The organism is Catenulispora sp. EB89, from assembly GCF_041261445.1.
In the GTDB taxonomy this organism is placed as follows: domain Bacteria; phylum Actinomycetota; class Actinomycetes; order Streptomycetales; family Catenulisporaceae; genus Catenulispora.
Window position 1 is genome coordinate 189,148 of sequence record NZ_JBGCCU010000015.1, and the last position, 19,153, is coordinate 208,300.

Here is a 19,153-nt window from a genome sequence, read left to right on the forward strand (position 1 = left end):
CTCGGCGGCCGGCTCGGCAGCAGCAACCGGCGCAGGCGCAGTCTCAACGCCCGCCACAGCCCCGACACCAGTCGCCCCCGGCCGCTTCACCCCCGCCGCCGCGAACACCAGATCAACGATCTTCTCGTCCGCGTCCCGGATCCCGAACCGCCGCGCCGCCGCGCTCATCGTGGTCAGCCGCTCGGCGTCCAGCAGCAGCGGCACCACGTTCGCCGCGAACCACTCCGGCGTCAGCGCGGAGTCGTCGATCAGCAGGCCGCCGCCGGCCTCGACCACCGGCGCCGCGTTCAGCCGCTGCTCGCCGTTGCCCACCGGCAGCGGCACGTACACCGACGGCAGTCCGACCGCCGCCAGCTCGCTGCACGTCATCATCCCGCTGCGGGTCATCGCCAGGTCGGCGGCCGCGTAGGCGAGGTCCATCCGGTCCACGTACGGCCGCGCGATGTAGGGCGGTCCCGCAGGGTCCTGCTGTATCGACACCGAGTTCTTGTCGCCGTAGGAGTGCAGGACCTGGATCCCGGCGTCGTGCAGTATCTTCACCGAGGCGACCATCGTGTCGTTCAGCCGCCGCGCGCCCTGCGAGCCGCCGGTGACCAGCAGCGTCGGGCGGTCGGGGTCCAAGCCGAAGGACCGGCGGGCCTCGGCGCGCACGGCTGCGCGGTCCAGGCCGGTGATGGCCGGGCGCAGCGGCATGCCGACGCAGGTGGCGCCGGGCATCGGGACCGCCGGGTTGCCGGTGAGCACGTGGTCGGTGAACTTCGCGCCGACGCGGTTGGCCAGGCCGGGGCGGATGTTGGCCTCGTGCACCACGATCGGCCGCTTGGCGCGGCGCGCGGCCAGGTACGCCGGGAGCGCGACGTAGCCGCCGAAGCCGATGACCACGTCCGCGTCGACGTCCATGATCACGTCCTGCGCGGCCTTGACCGTGCCGAGCAGCCGCGAGGGCAGGGTCAGCAGCGCCGCCGACGGCTTGCGCGGCAGCGGGACCGCCGGGATCAGCCGCAGCTCGTACCCGCGGGCCGGGATGAGCTTGGTGTCCAGGCCCTTCTCGGTGCCGAGCATCGTGATGCCGATCGAGGGGTCGGCGCGCCGCAGGGCGTCCGCGGTGTTCAGGGCGGGTTCGATATGCCCGGCGCTGCCGCCGCCGGCGATGACCACATGCACCCGGCCACCCTATCGGTCGGCGGGGGCCGAATCCGGACGCGGTGCGGTGACGGCCTGATCGCGCACGGTGCTCGGCGCCCCCTCGACCGTCGCCGGGTCCAACGGCTCCGGACGCCTTCGGGCGAAGGACATGAGCATCCCCACCGCCGTCAGCGAAGGCAACAGCGACGACCCGCCATAGGAGACGAAGGGCAACGGCACGCCCGCGATCGGCAGCACGCCGGTCACCGCCCCCAGATTGATCATCATCTGCGCGGCCAGCCACACCGTGACGGAGGCCGACACCAGCCGCACGAACGGATCCGTGGTGCGCAGCGCCAGCCGGATCCCGGCGTAGGCGAGCGTCAGGAACAGCGCGAGCACGGTCAGCGCACCGATCAGCCCCAGCTCCTCGCCGATGATCGCGAAGATCATGTCGGTCTGCACCTCCGGCAGCTGCCCCCAGCGCTGCTTGCTGGCGCCCAGCCCCTCCCCGAACCAGCCGCCGCTGGCCAGCGCCTGGAACGCGTGGATGGCCTGGTAGCCGGTGCCGCCGGGGTCGTTCTCGGGGCTGAGGAAGTTGGTGAAGCGCCGCACGCGCGAGGGCCGCATCAGGATGGCCAGCGCTGTCAGGCCGACGGCCGAGCACAGCAGGATCGAGAACAGCCGCCCCGGCGCCCCGGCCGTGAACAGCAGGCAGAACACGATCGCGACGATGATTATCGAGGTCCCCATGTCCCCGCCCATCATCACCAGGGCGATGATCAGCACGGCGCCCGGGACCAGCGGCACCAGCAGGTGGTCCCAGGTGGTGAGCAGCTTCTCCTTGCGCACCAGCAGGTCGGCGCCCCACAGCACGAGCGCGAGCTTGGCGAACTCACTGGGCTGGACCGTCAGCGGACCGATGATCAGCCAGTTCTTGTTGCCGTTGTGCGAGGAGCCGACGGCCAGCACCAGCAGCAGCAACAGCACGGTCCCGACGAGCGCCGGATACGCGAGCGCCCGGTAGGCGCGCGGCGGCAGCCGGGACGCCCCCCACATCAGCGCCAGGCCGAGCGAAGCCGACACCGCCTGGTTGCTGATGGAGGAGAGCATCGGCCGACCGTTGACCAGGTTGTTGACACTGGAGGCGGAGAACACCTCCAGCAGCCCGATACCGAGCAGCAGCAGAACGGCCCCGAGCAGCAGGTAGTACGACGTGAGTTCGAGGTCGAACAGGGATTTCAGGACCGCGCGACGGGCCCGCAGCGCGCGCACGGCGTTCTTCAACGGCGACGCCGGCGCGCCCGCGGCCTGTTCACTCATGGTCCTTAGGGTAGCCAGCGGGCGCCGGACGGGGTGTCAGCTTGAGGCGGGACGGGGTGTCAGCCTGAGGCCGGGGGTCCGGGCCCCGGGTCGGCCGCCGTCGCCGAAGGCTGATCCGTGCACGTCCGGCGAGCGCCGCGCCGACCAGCAGGACCACGGCGCCGGCGGCTTGCAGCGCCGTGAACGACTCGTCGAGGAGGAGCGTGGCGCAGGTCGTGTTCACCGCCGGGACGAGGAACATCATCAGCGAGGCGTTGGCCGGGCCGACCACGGCGACGCCCCGGTAGTACAGGACGTTGGCGACCGCCGTCGCGCCGATCGCCAGGTAGGCGACGTTGAGCCAGACCTCTGACGGCAGCGCGCCCCACTGCACCCGGCCCAGGTCCGGGGCGGCGACCAGGGCGAGCAGGACGGCGCCGGTGCAGGTCGCGTACGCCATCGCGGTCAGCGGCTCGATCCCGGCGAGCACCTTCGGCGCGGCGAGCGTGAACGCCGCCCAGGACACGGCGCTGAGGACGTACAGCAGGTCGCCCTCCAGGCGGTGCGACCCGCCGCCCGACCCGCCCGCGCTGTTCGCGCCGACCAGGTACACCGCCGCCCCGGCGAGCCCCAGCGCGAGGCCGGCCAGGCGCCGGGGCGAAGCCTTCTCGCGTCCGGTGACCAGCAGGAACGCGCTGGTCAGCACCGGGCTCATGACCGGGATCAGGATCCCGCCGTCCAACGACGGCGCGAGCGAGAGGCCCCAGAAGAAAAAGCCGTTGTAGGCGAAGACGCCCAGGACACCGGCCAGGCAGGCGCGGCCGGCGGCACGCATCCCGACGCGCAGGCTCCGGCCGGTCAGGGCCATCGCGATGAGCAGCGCGATCGCCCCGCCGCCGAAGCGCAGCGTGGCCGCGACCGTGTGCGGCACGTGGTTGACGACCGTTTCCGAACTGGAGAAAGCCCCGCCCCACAACATCATGGTCATCGTGAGGAGCAGGTACGGGTTCCGCTGCTGAGCTGACATGTGCCGAGCCTGGCGCGTGTCCCACTATTCGGTCTTGAACGCTCGTGCGGCCCGCTTCGGCCCAGCCCCGGGCCACAATGGAGAGCATGGGAGGCACGGCAGACACCCGAGGCTGGGCCGAGTACTGGCGCGACGACACGCGCGGCCTGGAAGCCATGCGTGCCCGGTTCCGCGACCACGTCTACGCGCCGCACTCGCACGACGCCTACTCCTTCGGCGTGACCGACGCCGGCGCCCAGCAGTTCCACTGCCGCGGAGCCCTGCACACCAGCGCCGCCGGCATGGTCATGGCGCTGAACCCGGACGATCCGCACGACGGCCGCGCCGCCGCCGACCTGGGCTACCACTACCGGATCGTGCACGTGTCGCCGCAGATCGTGCGCGCGGTGCTGGCCGATGCGGCGGGTGCCGCGGACGCCACGGACTTCGCCCGGCGGGCCGAGCTCGGTCTGGCGGTCGGCGGTGCCGCTCGGACTGGTCGATCCGATCGGTCCGGGCTCGCCGATCCTTTCGCCGCCGACGCCATGGACTTCGCCGGTCAAGCCGATCTCCGCCTAGCACCCGGCGCCGCTCAGACCGCTCGATCCGGCCAGTCCGCGCTCGCCGATCCCTTCGCCGCCGCCGCTCCCCTACCCCTGTTCACCACCCCGGTCCTCGGCGACCGCCGCCTGGCCGACGCCATCGCCGGACTCCACGCCGCCCTGGCCGCCGACGCCAGCCCGCTGGCCCGCGACGAGCGCCTGCGGGCCGTGATCCTCGGCGCGCACCTGCGCGGCGCGACCCGGCCGCCGCGCATCAGGACCCTGGCCGACGGTGCGCAGCGTATGGCGGCGCGTCGGGCGCGGGATCTGATGCGCGAGGCGTACCCCGAGACGCTGTCGGTGGAGCTGCTCGCCGAGGCGGCGGGGTGCAGCAGGTTCGCGCTCTACCGAGCCTTCGCCGCCGAGTTCGGGATGTCGCCGAGCGACTACGAGCGGCAGCTGCGCCTGCGCCACGCCCGCGCGCTGCTGGCCGCCGGCAGCGCCCCGGCCGACGTCGCGGCGGCCACCGGCTTCGCCGACCAGGCGCACCTGGCGCGCTGGTTCAAACGGGCGTACGGGATCACGCCGGGAGTGTTCGTGCGCGGCGGACACGCGTGAGGTGCCGTCAGAGGGCTGTCACCTAAGCGGATACCGAATCAGAGGGCTACCGTCGAACTTACGAGCGGAATACTTTGCTCCCCATGAGCTACGAGATCCCGCCCGAAGCACACCGCCTGCACGCCGAAGGCCGCTCCGCGGGTTCCCGCGGCGACTACGACCTGGCCCTGACGCTGCTCGGCCGGGCGGCGGCGCTCGCGCCGGACTGGCCGTACCCGCCGTACGACGCGGCGTTCACGCACCTGATGCGCGGCGACACGCGCGCGGCGCAGAACCTCTACGAGCGGGTGGCGTCGCTGTCCCCGAGCGGCTTCTTCACCTGCCGCACCACCCTGGACATGCTGCGGCGGGAGCACGCCGGGCAGCTGAACCCGGGGTTCTCCAGGGCGTTCGTGCAGCTGGAGTGGCTGGAGAACCGCGAGGAGAAGAAGCGGATCCTGCGCGGGATCACGCAGCGCTTCCCCGGCTTCCCGCCGGCGTGGAAGGAGCTGTCGCTGCTGCTGGAGGATCCGCAGGACCGGCTGATCGCGATGGACAACGGGATGGCCGGGGATCCGGACCCGGAGACCAGGACCACGCTGCTGCTGAACAAGGCGGGCCTGTTCGCCTCGCTCGGGGACGTCATCGCCGCCGAGGCGCTGTACGCGGTGATCGCCGACGATCCGGACGTGACGCCGACCGGGGCGGCTTTCGCCAGGGCCTTCCGGGACCGGAGGATGCCGGGGCTGTAGCGGCCAAGACCGAACAGCTTCACGTCGCCTGCCTCAGGCGCCGTCTTCTCCCGCAGCCTGCGCCTTCTCCGCGCGCACCGCCTCCGCGAACACGTCGCCGCGCTGCCCGTACGACGTGAACATGTCCATCGAAGCGCAGGCCGGAGCCAGCAGCACCGTGTCCCCCGACACCGCCATCGCGCGCGCGGCCGTCACCGCCTGCGCCATCACCTCGGCCGCGCCGTCCGGCCCCGGCCCGCCGAGGTCCACCACCGGCACGTCAGGGGCCCGGCGGCGCAGCGCCTCGGCGACCAGGTGGCGTTCGGCGCCGAACAGGATCGCGCCGCGCAGGCGCTTGGCGTGCCGCTCGACGAGGTCGTCGAAGTCCGCGCCCTTGGCCAGGCCGCCGGCCAGCCAGACCACGTGGTCGTAGGCGCCGATCGAAGCGGAGGCGGCGTGCGGGTTGGTGGCCTTGGAGTCGTCGACGAAGTCCACGCCGTCGATGCGCGCCACCCAGGCGATGCGGTGCGGCTCGGGGCGGAACTCGCGCAGGCCGTCGCGGACCGCCGTCGGCTCCACGCCGTAGGCGCGCACCAGCGCAGCGGCGGCCAGGGCGTTCGCGATGTTGTGCGGGGCCTGCGGCTCGACGTCGTAGATGGTGCCGAGCTCCGCGGCGCTGTTCCGGCGGTCGTCGACGAAGGCCCGGTCGGCCAGGATCCCGTCGACCACGCCGAGCATAGACAGGCCCGGCGCGCCGAGCGTGAACCCGATCGCGCGGCAGCCCTCGACGACCTCGGCCTCCTCCACCAACCGCACGGTCTCCAGGTCGGCGGCGTTGTAGACGGCCGCGACCTGGCAGTTCTCGTAGGCGCGGCCCTTGGCGGCGACGTAGTCGGCGTAGGAGCCGTGCCAGTCGATGTGGTCCGGCGCGATGTTGAGGACGACCGAGGCCAGCGGGCTGAGCGTCGAGCTCCAGTAGAGCTGGTAGCTCGACAGCTCGATGACCAGCACCTCGAACGGCTCCCCGGCCTCCCCGCCGGCCTGCCCCCGCAGCACCGCGTCGAGCACCGGGTACCCGATGTTCCCGCACGCCACGACACCCTTACCGGCCTGCTTGAGCATCGACTCGGCCATCCGCACCGTGGTGCTCTTGCCGTTGGTCCCGGTCACGACCAGCCACGGCGCGTAGCTCCCGTCCGGCAACGGCGCCCGCAGCCGCCACGCCAGCTCGGCGTCGCCCCAGATCGGCACCCCGGCCTCGCGCGCGGCCGCCACGATCGGCGCCGACGGCGGCATCCCGGGACTCACCACCAGCAGCTCGGTCCCGGCTGGCAACGTCTCGTCATCGCCGAGGCGCAGCGTCGCCCCCTGCTCCGCGGCCTGCGCGGCCCGAGCGGTGGTGGCCTCGTCGTCATACCGATCGACCAACGTCACCCGCGCCCCGCGCGCCAGCAAAGCCGCCGAGGCCGACAACCCGACGACCCTCGCCCCCACGACCGTGACGGCGGCGCCGTCGAACTGCACAGGACCGGAGGCGGCGAACTGGTTCATGCGGCCAAGCCTATTGGGTGGCGGCCCCCACCAGCCGCTCGGCCATGACGACCAGGTCCGGATACCGCAGGACCCGGTCTCCCCAGCCGGGGACGGGGACGTGGAGCGCTTCGGTCCAGCGCGCCGGGATGGCGTCGAAGCCGTGGACGGCGCCGGCCAGACCGCCGGTCACGGCCGCCACAGTGTCCGTATCGCCGCCGAGGTCCACGGCCGCACGAACGGCGGCCTCGTAGTCTGGCGTAGTCCGCACGGCCCAGACCGCCGAGGCCAGGCACGGCCAGACCGCGCCGTTGAACTCCGTGGCCATGCTCGGATGCCAGTCCGGCGCCAGGATCGCGGCGTACCGCTCGCGATGATCCGGGTGGATCAGCTCGACGACCTCGGGCAGCGCGGCGATCGGGTCCTCTCCCGCGAGCGCGAGGCGCACCAGCTCGTGGAAGACCGCAGTACCCTCCCACGCCGCGCGGTCGCCGTGGGTCAGGGCCGCGATGCGCCGCGCCGCGTCCATCGTCGCCTCGCGACCGGCCGCCGCGAAGTACACCGCCGACGTGGAGGCCCGCATCAGCGAGCCGTTGCCCGCCGCGTGTCCGGTGATCCAGAAGTGCAGGCCGGCCGCGCTGTCCCAGGGATCGCCGCTGGTCAGGACGGACTCGGTCTGCGTCCCGATGTCCTTGGGATCGGAGGCGGCCCAGCGCCGGAACCGCTCGAAGATGTCGGCCGGGTCCAGGCCCCCGCGCTCCAGCAGCGAGTCCGCGACCAGCACCGCCATCTGGGTGTCGTCGGTCGCCTCGCCGGGATCCCAGCCGCCACCGCCGCCCATCTCAGAGGTCGTCGATCCCGGCGCCGGGTACTTCGCCGAGAACGCCCCAGCCGGACCGAACTCGAACGGCGCCCCCAGCGCGTCGCCGACCGCCGAACCGACGACGGCTCCGATCGCGCGCGCCACCCGCGCCGTCCGTATCGCTTGTGCCGCCTGTGCCGCCTGCCGCACCTCATCCGTCACCCTCCGCATCCTAAACGCCTGTTCACACCCCCTTCGCCAACCCCGGTGGACCAGCGGACCAACACCGGCGGATCATCGACACATGACCGATATCAGAGACCTGAACGCGCGAGCGGTGCGCGACAGCATGGACATCGTCAGGCAGGTGCAGGTCACGGACCTGGGGCGGGAGACTCCGTGTGCGGGCTGGACGCTCGCGGATCTGCTGGGCCACATGACCGTGCAGCACCACGGCTTCGCGGCGGCGGCGCGGGGTGACGGCGCCGACATGAAGCACTGGGAGTTCGCGCCGGCCGGGGCCGACGCCGTGCAGCAGTACCTCGCCGCGTCGGAGGAGGTGCTGGCGGCGTTCGCCGAGCTCGGCGAGGAGTTGGACACCGTGGTCGACCTGCCCGAGTTCTCGATCAGGCCGCCGCGCTTCCCGGCGCGGGTGGCGATCGGCTTCCACTTCATCGACTACGTCGTGCACGCCTGGGACGTCGCAGTCACCCTTGGGCTGCCGTTCGAGCTGCGGCCGGAGATGGACGAGGCGGCGGTGCGGATCACGCTGGCGGTGCCGAACGGCGACAACCGGACCGCCGACGGCGCGGCGTTCGTCCCGGCGCTGGAGATTCCTGAGGGCGCCTCCGCGCTCGACCAGGTGCTGCTGCATCTCGGCCGCACGCCCGGCTGGCGCGCCGCGTCCTGAAAAAGGCGATGCAACCCCGGTTCCGCCGCCGGCGTCGTGGTGGGGTGACGAGCCAGTCACGGCCACGGTGAGGGGAACCGGTGGGAGCGGAGCAGGATTTCGACGAGTTCTATCTCGGCACGGTACGCAGGGTCACGGCGCAGATCGTCGCGCTGCTCGGGGACGCCTCCTCGGAGGCCGAGGACGCCGTCCAGGAGGCCTACGCCCGGGCCTGGCAGCGCTGGGACACCGTGTCGAAGACGGACGACCCGGCCGCCTGGGTCCGGGTCGTCGCCTATCGCATCAAGGTGTCGGCGTGGCGCTCGGCGGTCCGGCGGGTCGCCGCGCACCGGCGGCACGGACCGCCCGGCGACGTCCCCGAGCACAGCCCCGACTCCGTGGTGCTGGTCGCCGCGCTCCGGCGGATCCCGGAGAAGCAGCGGCGGGCGATCGTGCTGTTCCACATCGCCGGGCTGACCGTCGAGCAGGTCGCCGCCGAGGTCGGTGCCCCGACCGGGACGGTCAAGGCACGGCTTTCGCGGGGACGCGCCGCGCTGGCGACGCTGCTGGCCGACCCGGCTGCCGACGGCCGGGCGGCCCGGCCGCTGACCGCGGTGCTCGACCAACGACACATCGACCAGCGGCTCGACCAGCACCTCGACCCGCACCTCGACCAGCGGCTCGCCAAGGCACTCGACAAGGAAAGCGAGAGGTCCAGCCATGCCTGAGAACTTCGACGTGCCCGGCACCTTCGACGAGCGCCTGACCGCCGGCGCCGCACGCCTGGAACAGGAAGCCGCGGTCCGGTCCCCGGCCGGCGTGCGGGCCCGGGGCGACCAGCGGCGCCGACGCCACACCACGACACTGGCCGTGGCACCGGTGCTGGTCCTGGCGATCGCCGGCGCCGCCGGACTGACGTTGCGTCCGTCCGGCGGGTCGCGGCACGACGTGTCGGGTTCACCGCCCGCGTCCAGCAGCGTCCGGACATCGACAAGCGGCGCGACGCCAAGCACGTCGGCCGAGGCGCCGCCAACTGCCACCGTCGATCTGGGTCAGCACTCAATGACCATCCGCGACGCGCAGGGCAAGGTCATCAAGACCCTGCCGATCACGGCCGGCATTCCGGCGTACCCGACCAAGACCGGGACCTTCACCGTCGTCGGCAAGAAGCAGTCAAAGCCACTTACCTCGGTAGACGGGGACTACAACATCTCCGTCTCCTACTACATCGACTTCGGTCCGCAAGCACCAGCCATCTTCGCCGCGCCCTGGCAGCAACCCAATGTCGGCAAGACGAATGCCACGCACGGTGACATCGAGCTCTTCATCGGCGACGCGGTCTGGCTCTACGACCACCTGGCCGTCGGAGACACGATCCAGATCGAGTCCGGCATGGCGCCCTAGGCCGTCATCCCGGCCAAACCGCCGCCATGCCGCCATAGCCGCCATCACCGCCTCGCCGCTACCGTCCCACCGCGTACCCCTGCATCCCCCGAGGATTGGCCGCCCCCCGCACCAACCCGCGCTCCGGATCCCGCCCGACCACGCACATCCGCCCGAGCGCCCACTCCCCCGCCACCACGACGTCGTGCCCCCGGCGCCGCAGCCCGTCCAGGACCGCGGCGCCGAGCCGCGCCTCGGCCACCATCCGCCCCGGGTACGCCGGCCGCGGGTAGAACGACTCCGGGAAGTGCGAGGTGTGGAACGTCGGCGTGTCGATCGCCGCCTGCAGGTCCATCCCGCCGAGCACATGGTTCAGCACGAACAGCAGCTGCCACTGGTCCTGCTGGTCCCCGCCGGGCGAGCCGAACGCCAGCACCGACTCCTCCCCGCGCAGCGCCAGCGTCGGCGACAGCGTGGTCCGGGGCCGCAGCCCGGGTGTCAGGGTGCTGGCAAGCCCGTCCTGCAGCCACGTCATCTGCATCCGCGTCCCCAAGCAGAACCCGAGCGCGGGAATCACCGGGGACGAGTGCAGCCACCCGCCGCTCGGCATCGCCGCGACCATGTTCCCCCACCGGTCGACGACGTCCACGTGAACCGTGTCCCCGCGCGCCTCGCCACGCCCCGCACCCGACGCGACCGGCTCCCCGGTCGACGCGTCGACGGGTATCGGCAGCTCAGGACGGATCGGCAGCACCGGCACGCGCCCCTGCGGCGACCCCGGACGCAGCTCCAGCGACGCCACCTCACCGATCAGCGCGCGACGTTCGGCGTTGTACGCCGGCGAGAGCAACGCCTCCAGCGGCGTGTCGAAGCCGTCGCCGTACCAGGCCTCACGATCGGCGAAGGCGAGCTTGGCACCCTCCACCACCCGATGGATGAAGTCCACCGACCCCGGCTCGCCGAGCTCCTGCCCCTGAAGCAACGCCAACTGCTGCAACAGAACCGGCCCCTGACCCCAGGAGCCGGTCTTGCAGAACGTATAGCCGCCGAAGTCGTAACGGACCGGCTCTTCATAAGAAGGCTGCCATGCCGCCATATCAGCACCCGTAATAACACCGGCATGATCGGACCCCGAGGAATCCCGCCAAGCGGTGCGCGCGAAAGCATCGATCGCCTCAGCGACGAACCCCTGGTTCCACGCGTCCAACGCGGCGTCGATCCGCGCCTCGCGGGTCGCTCCCGACGCCCCGGACGCGTCGGCCAAACGCTGGTACGTGGCAGCCAGCGCCGGGTTCCGGAACACCGAACCCGCAGCCGGAACCCCGCCGCCAGAAAGGTAAACGTCGGCGGACGGCGTCCAGTGTTCCCGGAACATCGGCTCGATATCCGCAATGCACTGCGATATCGCCGGCGTGACCGGATACCCGTCGCGCGCATAGCCGATCGCGTACCCGAGCACGTCGGCGAGCTCCATCGTCCCGTGGTCGCGCAGCAGCGTCAGCCACGCCGGCACCGCCCCCGGAACCGCCGCCGCCAGCAACCCCGAGCCTGGCACGAGCGCCAGACCAAGGTCGCGAAAGTGCTCCACAGTCGCCCCGGCCGGCGCCACGCCCTGCCCGCACAACACGGTCGGCCGCTTGTCGTCCCCGCGCGCGAACACCACCGGAAGGTCGCCGCCGGCGCCGTTCTGATGCGGTTCCACGACGTGCAGCACGAACCCCGCGGCCACCGCGGCGTCGAACGCGTTCCCGCCGCGCTCCAGCAACGCCATGCCCGCCGACGAGGCGAGCCAGTGCGTGCTCGACACCATGCCGAACGTGCCGCTCAGCTCCGGACGTGTGGTGAATGCCTGGTCAGTAGTCATCATCGCACCCTCCTGCCAGCCATTACCCTAGGCGCCGGACCGGCGGCGGCCAAGGCTCACCGGGCCATCGGCTCAGCTGTCGGGACGCGGCCGCAACCCGTCGGCCACCAACCCCGCCACGCGCGGCACATCGTCCGACGACGCGGCTCGCGCGGCGGCGATCGCGCCGATCACCAGCGCGTGCAGGTCCTCGACGCTCACATCGGAACGGACCGCGCCGGCTTCCTGAGCCCGCCGCAGCAGATCGGCCAGCGCCCCTTTCAGCGCACCGGCGATGTCGCCGACCGCGGCACGGATGTCCACGCCGTGGCTCATCAACGCCTCGGCGAGGTCCATCTTGTCCTGGGCGTCGACGGTCATGGTGACGAAGAAGCCGTAGAACGCCAGCCCCGGATCCGGCGCCGCCAGCGCGCTGCGCACCTCGGCCAGCATCGTCTCCATCCGTGCGATGAGCACGGCCGCCAGCAGCTCCTCCTTCGTCGGGAAGTGCCGGTAGACCGTGCCCGCGCCGACGCCGGCGCGGCGCGCGATCTCGTCCAGCGGCACCGCCGGCCCTTCGGCGGCGAACGCCTCGGCCGCCGCCGCCAGAACGCGCGCGCGGTTGCGGCGCGCGTCGGCGCGCAGCGGGCGTTCGGCGGTCGACTGCGCGGCGCCGCCGGTCACATCGGCATCAACGGACCCGTTCACAGCGCCAGCGTAACCCCCCTCGACAACCGGGGCGGACGCCCCGTATCGTTCCGGACAGCGAAACGGGGCGCTCGCCCCACTTGGCATCCGTCGAGGAGATCCGCATGTCCGAGCACGTCCGCACCACCCGCGAAACCGTCGAACTGATGCTGCGCACCGTCATCGAGGGCAGCCGCGACGACCTCGCCGACCTCTACGCCGAGGACGTCGTGGTCACGAACCCGTTCGCCCCGCGGGAGTTCCAGGAGTCGCGCGGCAACGCCGCGCTGCGCGCCCGGATGACCGGCTTCGCGCAGTACCTGCACTACAGCGAGGTCAAGAACGTCACCATCCACGAAACTGCCGACCCGCAGGTCGCGGTCGTGGAGTTCACCGTCGTCGGCACACTGGCCCCCACCGGGGAGGGCTTCGAGCTGCCCTCGATCAACGTGATCCAGGTCGTCGACGGCCTGATCGCCGAGTCCCGCGACCACAGCGACGGCCTGCGCACGGCCAAGCTGCTGGAGTCGCTCAAGGCCGCTGGTGCGGTGAGCTGACGCGGTGAGCTGACGGCGGTTCAGTCCCGCACCAGCTCCCACAACCGGGCCCAGTCCTCGGCCGCCAGGTCCTTGGGCAGGGCCCGGGCCGGGATCCGGCTCCACCGGACCCACTCCCGCAGCTCCGCGCGCCGCACCCGCCCGGTGCGGCCGATCATGTCCTCCAGCCCGCGCCCCGGCGCCTGGAAGACCTGCTTCACAAAGGCCTGATACCCCTGGCGGCCGTCGACCAGCGGCACGGCCCGCCGGTGCATCAGCAGCAGCCCGGCGTCCACCGACGGCACCGGCCGGAACGCGGAAGCCGGGATCCGCCGCACCAGGCGGAAGTCGTACCACGGCCACCACGCGGCGGTGAGCATGCTCGCCCCGCCGACCCCGGCCCGGCGCCGTGCCACCTCCCACTGCACGATCAGCACCGCGCTGCTCCATCCGCGCTCGGACAGCAGCTTCCTGATGATCGCCGTCGTGAGGTGGAACGGCACGTTGCCGACGATCATGTGCGGCGCGGCCGGGAAGCGGTGGCGCAGGACGTCGGCCTGCCTGACGTCCACGCTGTCCACGCCGTCGTCGCCGAAGTGCCGCTGGAGCCGCCGCACCCGCCGCGGATCGATCTCCAGCGCCGTGACCGGCCGGTTCAGCCGCGACAACGGTCCGGTGAGGGCGCCGTCGCCGGCCCCGAGCTCGATGATCGGGCCCCGCGTCTCGTCCCGGACCAGCCGTTGGATGGCGGCGATCAGCGCGGGATCGGCCAGGAAGTTCTGGCCGAGTTCGTGGCGTCCACCAAGGAATTCAGAAGTCTTCTGGTACTGCATGTGCTGCTCCGCGGCTCGCTCGCGATCGAAGCCGGGCAGCACTGAGCGGCCGCACCGGCAGGGACTCGGATGCGGCGGGAATCGCAGATCAGGGGATCGCTACCCGCCGTCAGAGGCGGATGCGAATGAACAGCGCGTTGCAACACATGGTCACGGAGCCTAGCAAGCACCCCGCCGGATCTTCCTGTCATTTATCCGGCGGGGAAGGTGGCGTCACTCCCCTTCGAGCTCGCCTTCCAGCTCCAGGAACACCTGGCGCAGCCCGTCCAGCGTCTGCTCCTCCGGCTCGGCCCACAGCCCGCGCTCGGCGGCCTCCAACAGCCGTTCGGAGATCCCGCGCAGCGCCCACGGGTTCGAGCGCTCCATGAACGCGCGGTTCGTCTCGTCGAAGACGTAGGTCTGCGCCAACTGCTCGTACATCCAGTCGTCCACGACCCCGGCGGTGGCGTCGTAGCCGAACAGGTAGTCGACCGTCGCGGCCAGTTCGAAGGCGCCCTTGTAGCCGTGCCGCTGCATCGCCGCCACCCACCGCGGGTTCACCACGCGGGCCCGGAACACCCGGTGCGTCTCCTCGGCCAGCGTCCGGGTCCGGACGGCCTCCGGCACCGCCGAGTCGCCGACGTACGCCGCCGGCGAGGTGCCGGTCAGCGAACGCACCATCGCCACCATGCCGCCGTGGTACTGGAAGTAGTCGTCGGAGTCGACGATGTCGTGCTCGCGGTTGTCCTGGTTCTTCGCCGCGACCTGGATGCGCCGGAAGGAGTTCTCCATGTCGCCGCGCGCCTCGCGGCCGTCCAGGCCCCGGCCGTAGGCGTAGCCGCCCCAGACCGCGTAGACCTCGGCGAGGTCGGCGTCGGTGCGCCAGTCGCGGGCGTCGATCAGCGGCAGCAGGCCGGCCCCGTACGCCCCGGGCTTGGAGCCGAACACGCGCGTGGTGGCGCGGCGGCGGTCGCCGTGCGCGGCGGTGTCGGCGTCGGCGTGCGCCCGGACGTAGTTGTCCGCGGCGGTTTCGTCGAGCTCTGCGACAGCCTGGACGGCGTCATCAATGAGCGCGATGACGTGCGGGAAGGCGTCACGGAAGAATCCTGAGATACGAACCGTGACATCGATGCGCGGCCGGCCCAGCTCGGCGACCGGCACCACTTCGAAGCCGGTGACCCGGCGCGAGGCCTCGTCCCACACCGGACGGCAGCCGAGCAGGTGCAGGATCTCGGCGATGTCGTCGCCCTGGGTCCGCATCGCCGAGGTGCCCCAGACGGTCAGGCCGACCGAGCGCGGGTACTCGCCGGTGTCGGCGAGGTGGCGCGCGATCAGCGACTCAGCGAGGGCCACGCCGACGTCCCAGGCGTTGCGCGAGGGGATGGCCTTCGGGTCGACGGAGTAGAAGTTGCGGCCGGTCGGCAGAACACTGACAAGCCCCCGAGTCGGGGCGCCGGAGGGGCCGGCCGCGATGTAGCGGCCGTCGAGGGCGCGCATTACGTTGGCGATCTCGTCGGTGGTGCGGGCCAGGCGCGGGACGAGTTCGGTGGCGGCGAAGCGCAGGACGGCCGCGATCTCCGATGCCTCCGATGCCGGCTCTTCTTCCGCTGCCGGCGCTACTGCCGACCCCGCCGCGCGGGCCTGCGCCGCAGCGCCGAGCACCGCATCGCAGACCCCTGGCACCGCCGCCGGATCCCAGCCCTGTGCGGCCAGCGCGTCCACCAGCCGCCGGGCCAGTTTCTCCAGCAGGTCCACGGCATCGGACGCGGACCGGGCCGGCGCCCCGTCGTCGCCGGCCAGTTCCGCCAGCAGCTCCGGCACCTTCACCGCCGCCCCCGGCTCGGCGAGCAGCACCTGCTCGTCGAGCCCGACGTACGCCGCCAACGCCTGCCGCAACCCGGTGACCGCGCCGTTCACCCCGCCGAAGACCTGCTTGGCGCGCAGGATCGCCAGCACGTCGGCGACCAGCTCCTCGCCCTCCGGTGCGCGCCCGAGGATGTGCAGCCCGTCGCGGATCTGCACGTCCTTGATCTCGCACAGGTACCCGTCCAGGTGCAGCACGAAGTCGTCGAAGTCGCCGTCGTCGGGCTGCCGGTCGACGTCCCCGTGCAGGATCGCGGCCAGGTCGTGGTGCAGCTGCGCGGCGCGGATCAGGGTCCAGATCTGCGCGCGCACCGCCGGCGTCTTGTCCGGGTCCAGCGCCTGCACGGTCGCGTACTCGTCGAGCAGCTGCTCCAGCTTGGCCAGGTCGCCGTAGGTGTCGGCGCGGGCCATCGGCGGCATCAGGTGGTCCACGACGGTGGCGTGCCCGCGCCGCTTGGCCTGCGTGCCCTCGCCGGGATCGTTGACGATGAACGGGTACACCAGCGGCAGCTCGCCGAGGACGGCGTCCGGGGCGCAGGACTCTGACAAGCCCAGTCCCTTGCCGGGGAGCCATTCCAGCGTGCCGTGCTTGCCCAGGTGCACCACGGCGTCCGCGCCGAAGCTGTGCTCCAGCCAGCGGTAGGCGGCCAGGTAGTGGTGGCTCGGCGGCAGGTCGGGGTCGTGGTAGATGGCGATCGGGTTCTCGCCGAAGCCGCGCGGGGGCTGGATCATCAGCAGGATGTTGTCGAACTGGAGCGAGGCCAGGACGATGTCGTCGCCGTCCACGTAGAGCGCGCCGGGCGGCTCGCCCCAGTGCCGGCGGATGCCCTCGCGCAGGTCCTCGGGGAGCGAGGCGAACCAGGACTCGTAGTCACGCAGCGGGACGCGCGCGGGCGCCGCGGCCAGCTGCTCCTCGGTGAGCCATTCGACGTCGTGGCCGCCGGCCGCGATCAGGCGGTGGATGAGCTGGTCGCCGTCGTCGGGGAAGTCGCCCACGGTGTAGCCGGCCGCGCGCAGCGCGTGCAGCAGGCGGACGGCGCTGGCCGGGGTGTCGAGGCCGACGGCGTTGCCGACGCGCGCGTGCTTGGTCGGGTAGGAGGACAGGACGAGCGCGAGCTTCTTGTCGCGGTTGGGGATGCCGCGCAGGGCGGCGTGCCGGTAGGCGATGCCGGCCAGGCGTGCGGCGCGTTCTTCGTCGGCGACGTAGACCGGGATGTCCGCCTCTGAGTCCTGGCCCCGGCCGGTCTCCTTGAAGGAGAAGGGGACGGCGATCAGGCGGCCGTCGAATTCCGGGATGGCGACCTGCATCGCGGCGTCCATCGGCGTGAGGGCCGCGTCAGAGTCCTGCCATGCCTGGCGGGAGGAGGTGAGACAGAGCCCTTGGATGACCGGGACGTCCAGGGCGGCCAGCGCGCCGACGTCCCAGGCGTCCTCGTCGCCGCCGGCGCTGGCGTCCGCGGCGGTGGCGCCGCCTCCGGCCAGGACGGTGACCACGAGCGTGTCGCAGCGGCCGAGGAGTTCAACGAGGCCCTTGCCGGCGTCGTCGGACAGGCCGCGCAGGGAGCCGCAGTAGACGGGGAGGGCGTTGGCGCCGCGGATTTCGAGTGCCTCGGCGAGGGTGTCGACGAAAGCCGTGTTGCCGGAGAGCTCGTGGGCCCGGTAGAAGACGATGCCGACCGTGGGCCGTCCCTCGCGCTGCTCGCGGTCGCCGTGGACGCCGAATTCCGGCATGGCCTGCGGCGCCTCGAAGCCCTCGCCGCCGCCCAGGACCGTGTCGGTGAGGAAGTTCGCGAGCTGTTCGAGATTGCCCGGGCCGCCGGCGGTGAGGTACTTGAGCGCGTCGGTCACCACGCCGCCGGGCACCGTCGAGAGCGCCATGAGCTCGGCGTCCGGCTCGGCCTCGCCGCCGAGGACGACCGCCGGCAGGCCGCTGGCGGTGATCGCCTCGACCAGCCAGCGCCACGGCCGGTGGCCGCCGAGGAGCCGGAGGACGGCGACGTCAGCCCCGGCCTCGCCCAGCAGGCGCGCGAGGGCGTCGGGGTCGAGGCGCGCCGGGTTGGCGGTGCGGTAGGGGGCGCCGCAGGCATGGGCGGCCAGGAGTTCGGTGTCGGCTGTCGACAACAACAGAACGCGCGCGGGCATGCGACGGCACTTCCTCTCGCGGAGTCCGCGCTCCGCCTCGGGCTGATGTGGGGTGCGGACGGCAGGCAGTTCCTGGCTCGCGGGGGTGGGCCGCTCACAGTTGCGGGACAGCGCCCGATTCGCACGGGCTTCCTGGACTGTCGTCTTGGTGGACAGTGTGCCAGATCCGCGGTGCTGCGAAGTCCGGGTGGTGGGTGGCAGCTCAGCGGCTCAGCGGCTCAGCGGCCGGGCCGTCGACGCGCCGTGACGACGTTCGCCAGACGTGCCGCGGCGGCGACCGAGGCGAGCCCGACTGTGGCGGACAACACTGCGGCCCGCCGAATGTCTGCGACGCGCGGCGCACGACCGCTCCCCATGACCGGCCGATCCTCGACGACATCGCCGTACGTATTCATCCCCCCGAGCCGCACTCCCAGCGCCCCGGCCGCAGAAGCCTCGCACCGCCCGGCATTCGGACTGGGATGCCGCGCCCCATCGCGTCGCAGAACACTGAGCGTGCGCGACGGGCTGCCGCCGACGACCGGCGCCACCGCGACCGTCACGGCACCGGTGAAGCGTGCGGGAACCCAGTTGAGGACGTCGTCGAGGCGCGCGGAGGCCCACCCGAAGTTGCGGTACTTGGTGTTGCGGTAGCCGACCATCGCATCGAGCGTGTTCGACGCCCGATACGCCAGCAACCCCGGAATCCCCGCCACCGCACCCCAGAACAGCGGCGCCACCACGGCATCAGACGTGTTCTCAGCCACCGACTCCACAACAGCCCGCGCAATCTGATCGGCATCGAGCCCCCGCGGATCGCGCCCACACAGATGCGGCAACCGCTCCCGAGCCGCCGCAAGGTCGCCGGCCTCCAACGACTCCCCGATCGCCGCCGCCTCCCGCCGCAACGACGTGCCACCAAGCACGGTCCAGGTAGCAGCGGCGGTCAACACGGTCCCCGCCACCGGCCCCCGCCCAACACGCTCCGCCGCAACCCCCAAGGCACCCGCCCCGGCCACAAGCACGCCCGCGTAGGCGACGCCGGCAACGCGCGAATCGGCATACAGCACCCGCCGCACCCCCGAAGCCACCCGCCCGAACCCCGCCACAGGATGCCCCCGCCGCGGATCGCCGAAGTACCAATCGGCGGCGAAACCGAGTGCCAGCCCGACCGCGCGGGAGGAAGATCGCATGGCGCCAATCTAGCGAGGGCGCTGGGCGATGGACCGACCGGTGCGCGCGGACCGCCGGATCCACACCGCTCGCACGGCACAGCCAGCCCGCCAGCGCCGCACCGCCGCAACTGGTGCCCGCCGACCGCCAGCCACCAATGCACCCCTGCGCCACCGCATCACCGCATCACCGCATCACCGCATTTGGTGCC

The 19,153-nt window shown here is 72.3% G+C and carries 14 protein-coding genes, 2 pseudogenes and 1 riboswitch; of the genes and pseudogenes, 6 read left to right on the top strand and 10 right to left on the bottom strand.

Features of this window, described 5'->3' with window-relative positions:
- Positions 1–81: 81 nt before the first annotated feature.
- The 3 genes and pseudogenes from murG to ABH920_RS29325 form a co-directional block, all read right to left on the bottom strand.
- Positions 82–1,164, bottom strand: a pseudogene (gene murG / locus ABH920_RS29315) (undecaprenyldiphospho-muramoylpentapeptide beta-N-acetylglucosaminyltransferase); the annotation flags it as partial.
- A 9-nt stretch (positions 1,165–1,173) separates the two neighbouring features.
- A complete protein-coding gene (gene ftsW, locus ABH920_RS29320) occupies positions 1,174–2,448 on the bottom strand; it encodes a putative lipid II flippase FtsW (RefSeq protein ID WP_370352394.1) in 1,275 nt (424 codons plus the stop codon).
- Positions 2,441–3,454 carry a DMT family transporter gene (locus ABH920_RS29325; protein ID WP_370352395.1) on the bottom strand — a complete coding sequence of 338 codons (1,014 nt, stop codon included), beginning with the start codon at positions 3,452–3,454 and terminating at the stop codon, positions 2,441–2,443. Before ABH920_RS29325 ends, ftsW begins: the two co-directional genes overlap by 8 nt.
- A gap of 77 nt (positions 3,455–3,531) precedes the next feature.
- Here ABH920_RS29325 and ABH920_RS29330 point away from each other — a divergent pair, with 77 nt between their 5' ends.
- Entirely contained in the window at positions 3,532–4,593 is a 1,062-nt protein-coding gene (locus tag ABH920_RS29330) for an AraC family transcriptional regulator (protein ID WP_370352396.1), read from the top strand.
- Between the two features lie 83 nt (positions 4,594–4,676).
- The gene (locus ABH920_RS29335) at positions 4,677–5,324 is read left to right on the top strand and encodes a hypothetical protein (RefSeq protein ID WP_370352397.1); all 648 of its coding nucleotides are present in this window, start codon (positions 4,677–4,679) and stop codon (positions 5,322–5,324) included.
- Between the two features lie 33 nt (positions 5,325–5,357).
- On the opposite strand, the gene murD is transcribed toward ABH920_RS29335, so the two are convergent.
- Both murD and ABH920_RS29345 read right to left on the bottom strand, forming a co-directional pair.
- Positions 5,358–6,854: a UDP-N-acetylmuramoyl-L-alanine--D-glutamate ligase gene (gene murD, locus ABH920_RS29340; RefSeq protein WP_370352398.1), complete on the bottom strand. Its 1,497-nt coding sequence runs from the start codon at positions 6,852–6,854 to the stop codon at positions 5,358–5,360.
- Positions 6,855–6,864: 10 nt separating this feature from the next.
- Entirely contained in the window at positions 6,865–7,800 is a 936-nt protein-coding gene (locus ABH920_RS29345) for an ADP-ribosylglycohydrolase family protein (RefSeq protein WP_370352484.1), read from the bottom strand.
- Between the two features lie 139 nt (positions 7,801–7,939).
- Between ABH920_RS29345 and ABH920_RS29350 the strand changes: the two genes are divergently transcribed.
- The 3 genes and pseudogenes from ABH920_RS29350 to ABH920_RS29360 all read left to right on the top strand — a co-directional run bounded on the left by ABH920_RS29350 (position 7,940) and on the right by ABH920_RS29360 (position 9,928).
- Positions 7,940–8,545 carry a TIGR03086 family metal-binding protein gene (locus ABH920_RS29350; protein ID WP_370352399.1) on the top strand — a complete coding sequence of 202 codons (606 nt, stop codon included), beginning with the start codon at positions 7,940–7,942 and terminating at the stop codon, positions 8,543–8,545.
- A gap of 80 nt (positions 8,546–8,625) precedes the next feature.
- Positions 8,626–9,096: pseudogene (locus ABH920_RS29355) on the top strand (SigE family RNA polymerase sigma factor); the annotation flags it as partial.
- Positions 9,097–9,244: 148 nt separating this feature from the next.
- The gene (locus tag ABH920_RS29360; protein ID WP_370352400.1) at positions 9,245–9,928 is read left to right on the top strand and encodes a L,D-transpeptidase; all 684 of its coding nucleotides are present in this window, start codon (positions 9,245–9,247) and stop codon (positions 9,926–9,928) included.
- Between the two features lie 58 nt (positions 9,929–9,986).
- Here ABH920_RS29360 and ABH920_RS29365 read toward each other — a convergent pair whose 3' ends face one another.
- Together ABH920_RS29365 and ABH920_RS29370 are read right to left on the bottom strand one after the other, a co-directional pair.
- On the bottom strand, positions 9,987–11,774 hold the full coding sequence (locus tag ABH920_RS29365; RefSeq protein ID WP_370352401.1) for a gamma-glutamyltransferase family protein: 1,788 nt from the start codon (positions 11,772–11,774) through the stop codon (positions 9,987–9,989).
- A 69-nt stretch (positions 11,775–11,843) separates the two neighbouring features.
- On the bottom strand, positions 11,844–12,458 hold the full coding sequence (locus ABH920_RS29370) for a TetR/AcrR family transcriptional regulator (protein WP_370352402.1): 615 nt from the start codon (positions 12,456–12,458) through the stop codon (positions 11,844–11,846).
- 104 nt (positions 12,459–12,562) lie between these two features.
- On the opposite strand from ABH920_RS29370, the gene ABH920_RS29375 reads away from it, so the two are divergent.
- A complete protein-coding gene (locus ABH920_RS29375) occupies positions 12,563–12,994 on the top strand; it encodes a nuclear transport factor 2 family protein (RefSeq protein WP_370352403.1) in 432 nt (143 codons plus the stop codon).
- Between the two features lie 20 nt (positions 12,995–13,014).
- Here ABH920_RS29375 and erm read toward each other — a convergent pair whose 3' ends face one another.
- From erm to ABH920_RS29390, 3 genes are all read right to left on the bottom strand, one after another.
- Positions 13,015–13,806: a 23S ribosomal RNA methyltransferase Erm gene (gene erm / locus ABH920_RS29380; protein ID WP_370352404.1), complete on the bottom strand. Its 792-nt coding sequence runs from the start codon at positions 13,804–13,806 to the stop codon at positions 13,015–13,017.
- Positions 13,807–14,019: 213 nt separating this feature from the next.
- Positions 14,020–17,790: a cobaltochelatase subunit CobN gene (gene cobN / locus ABH920_RS29385; protein WP_370352405.1), complete on the bottom strand. Its 3,771-nt coding sequence runs from the start codon at positions 17,788–17,790 to the stop codon at positions 14,020–14,022.
- Positions 17,791–17,856: 66 nt separating this feature from the next.
- Positions 17,857–17,925: riboswitch (cobalamin riboswitch) on the bottom strand.
- Positions 17,926–18,008: 83 nt separating this feature from the next.
- On the bottom strand, positions 18,009–18,962 hold the full coding sequence (locus ABH920_RS29390) for a cobalamin biosynthesis protein (protein ID WP_370352406.1): 954 nt from the start codon (positions 18,960–18,962) through the stop codon (positions 18,009–18,011).
- Positions 18,963–19,153 lie beyond the last annotated feature (191 nt).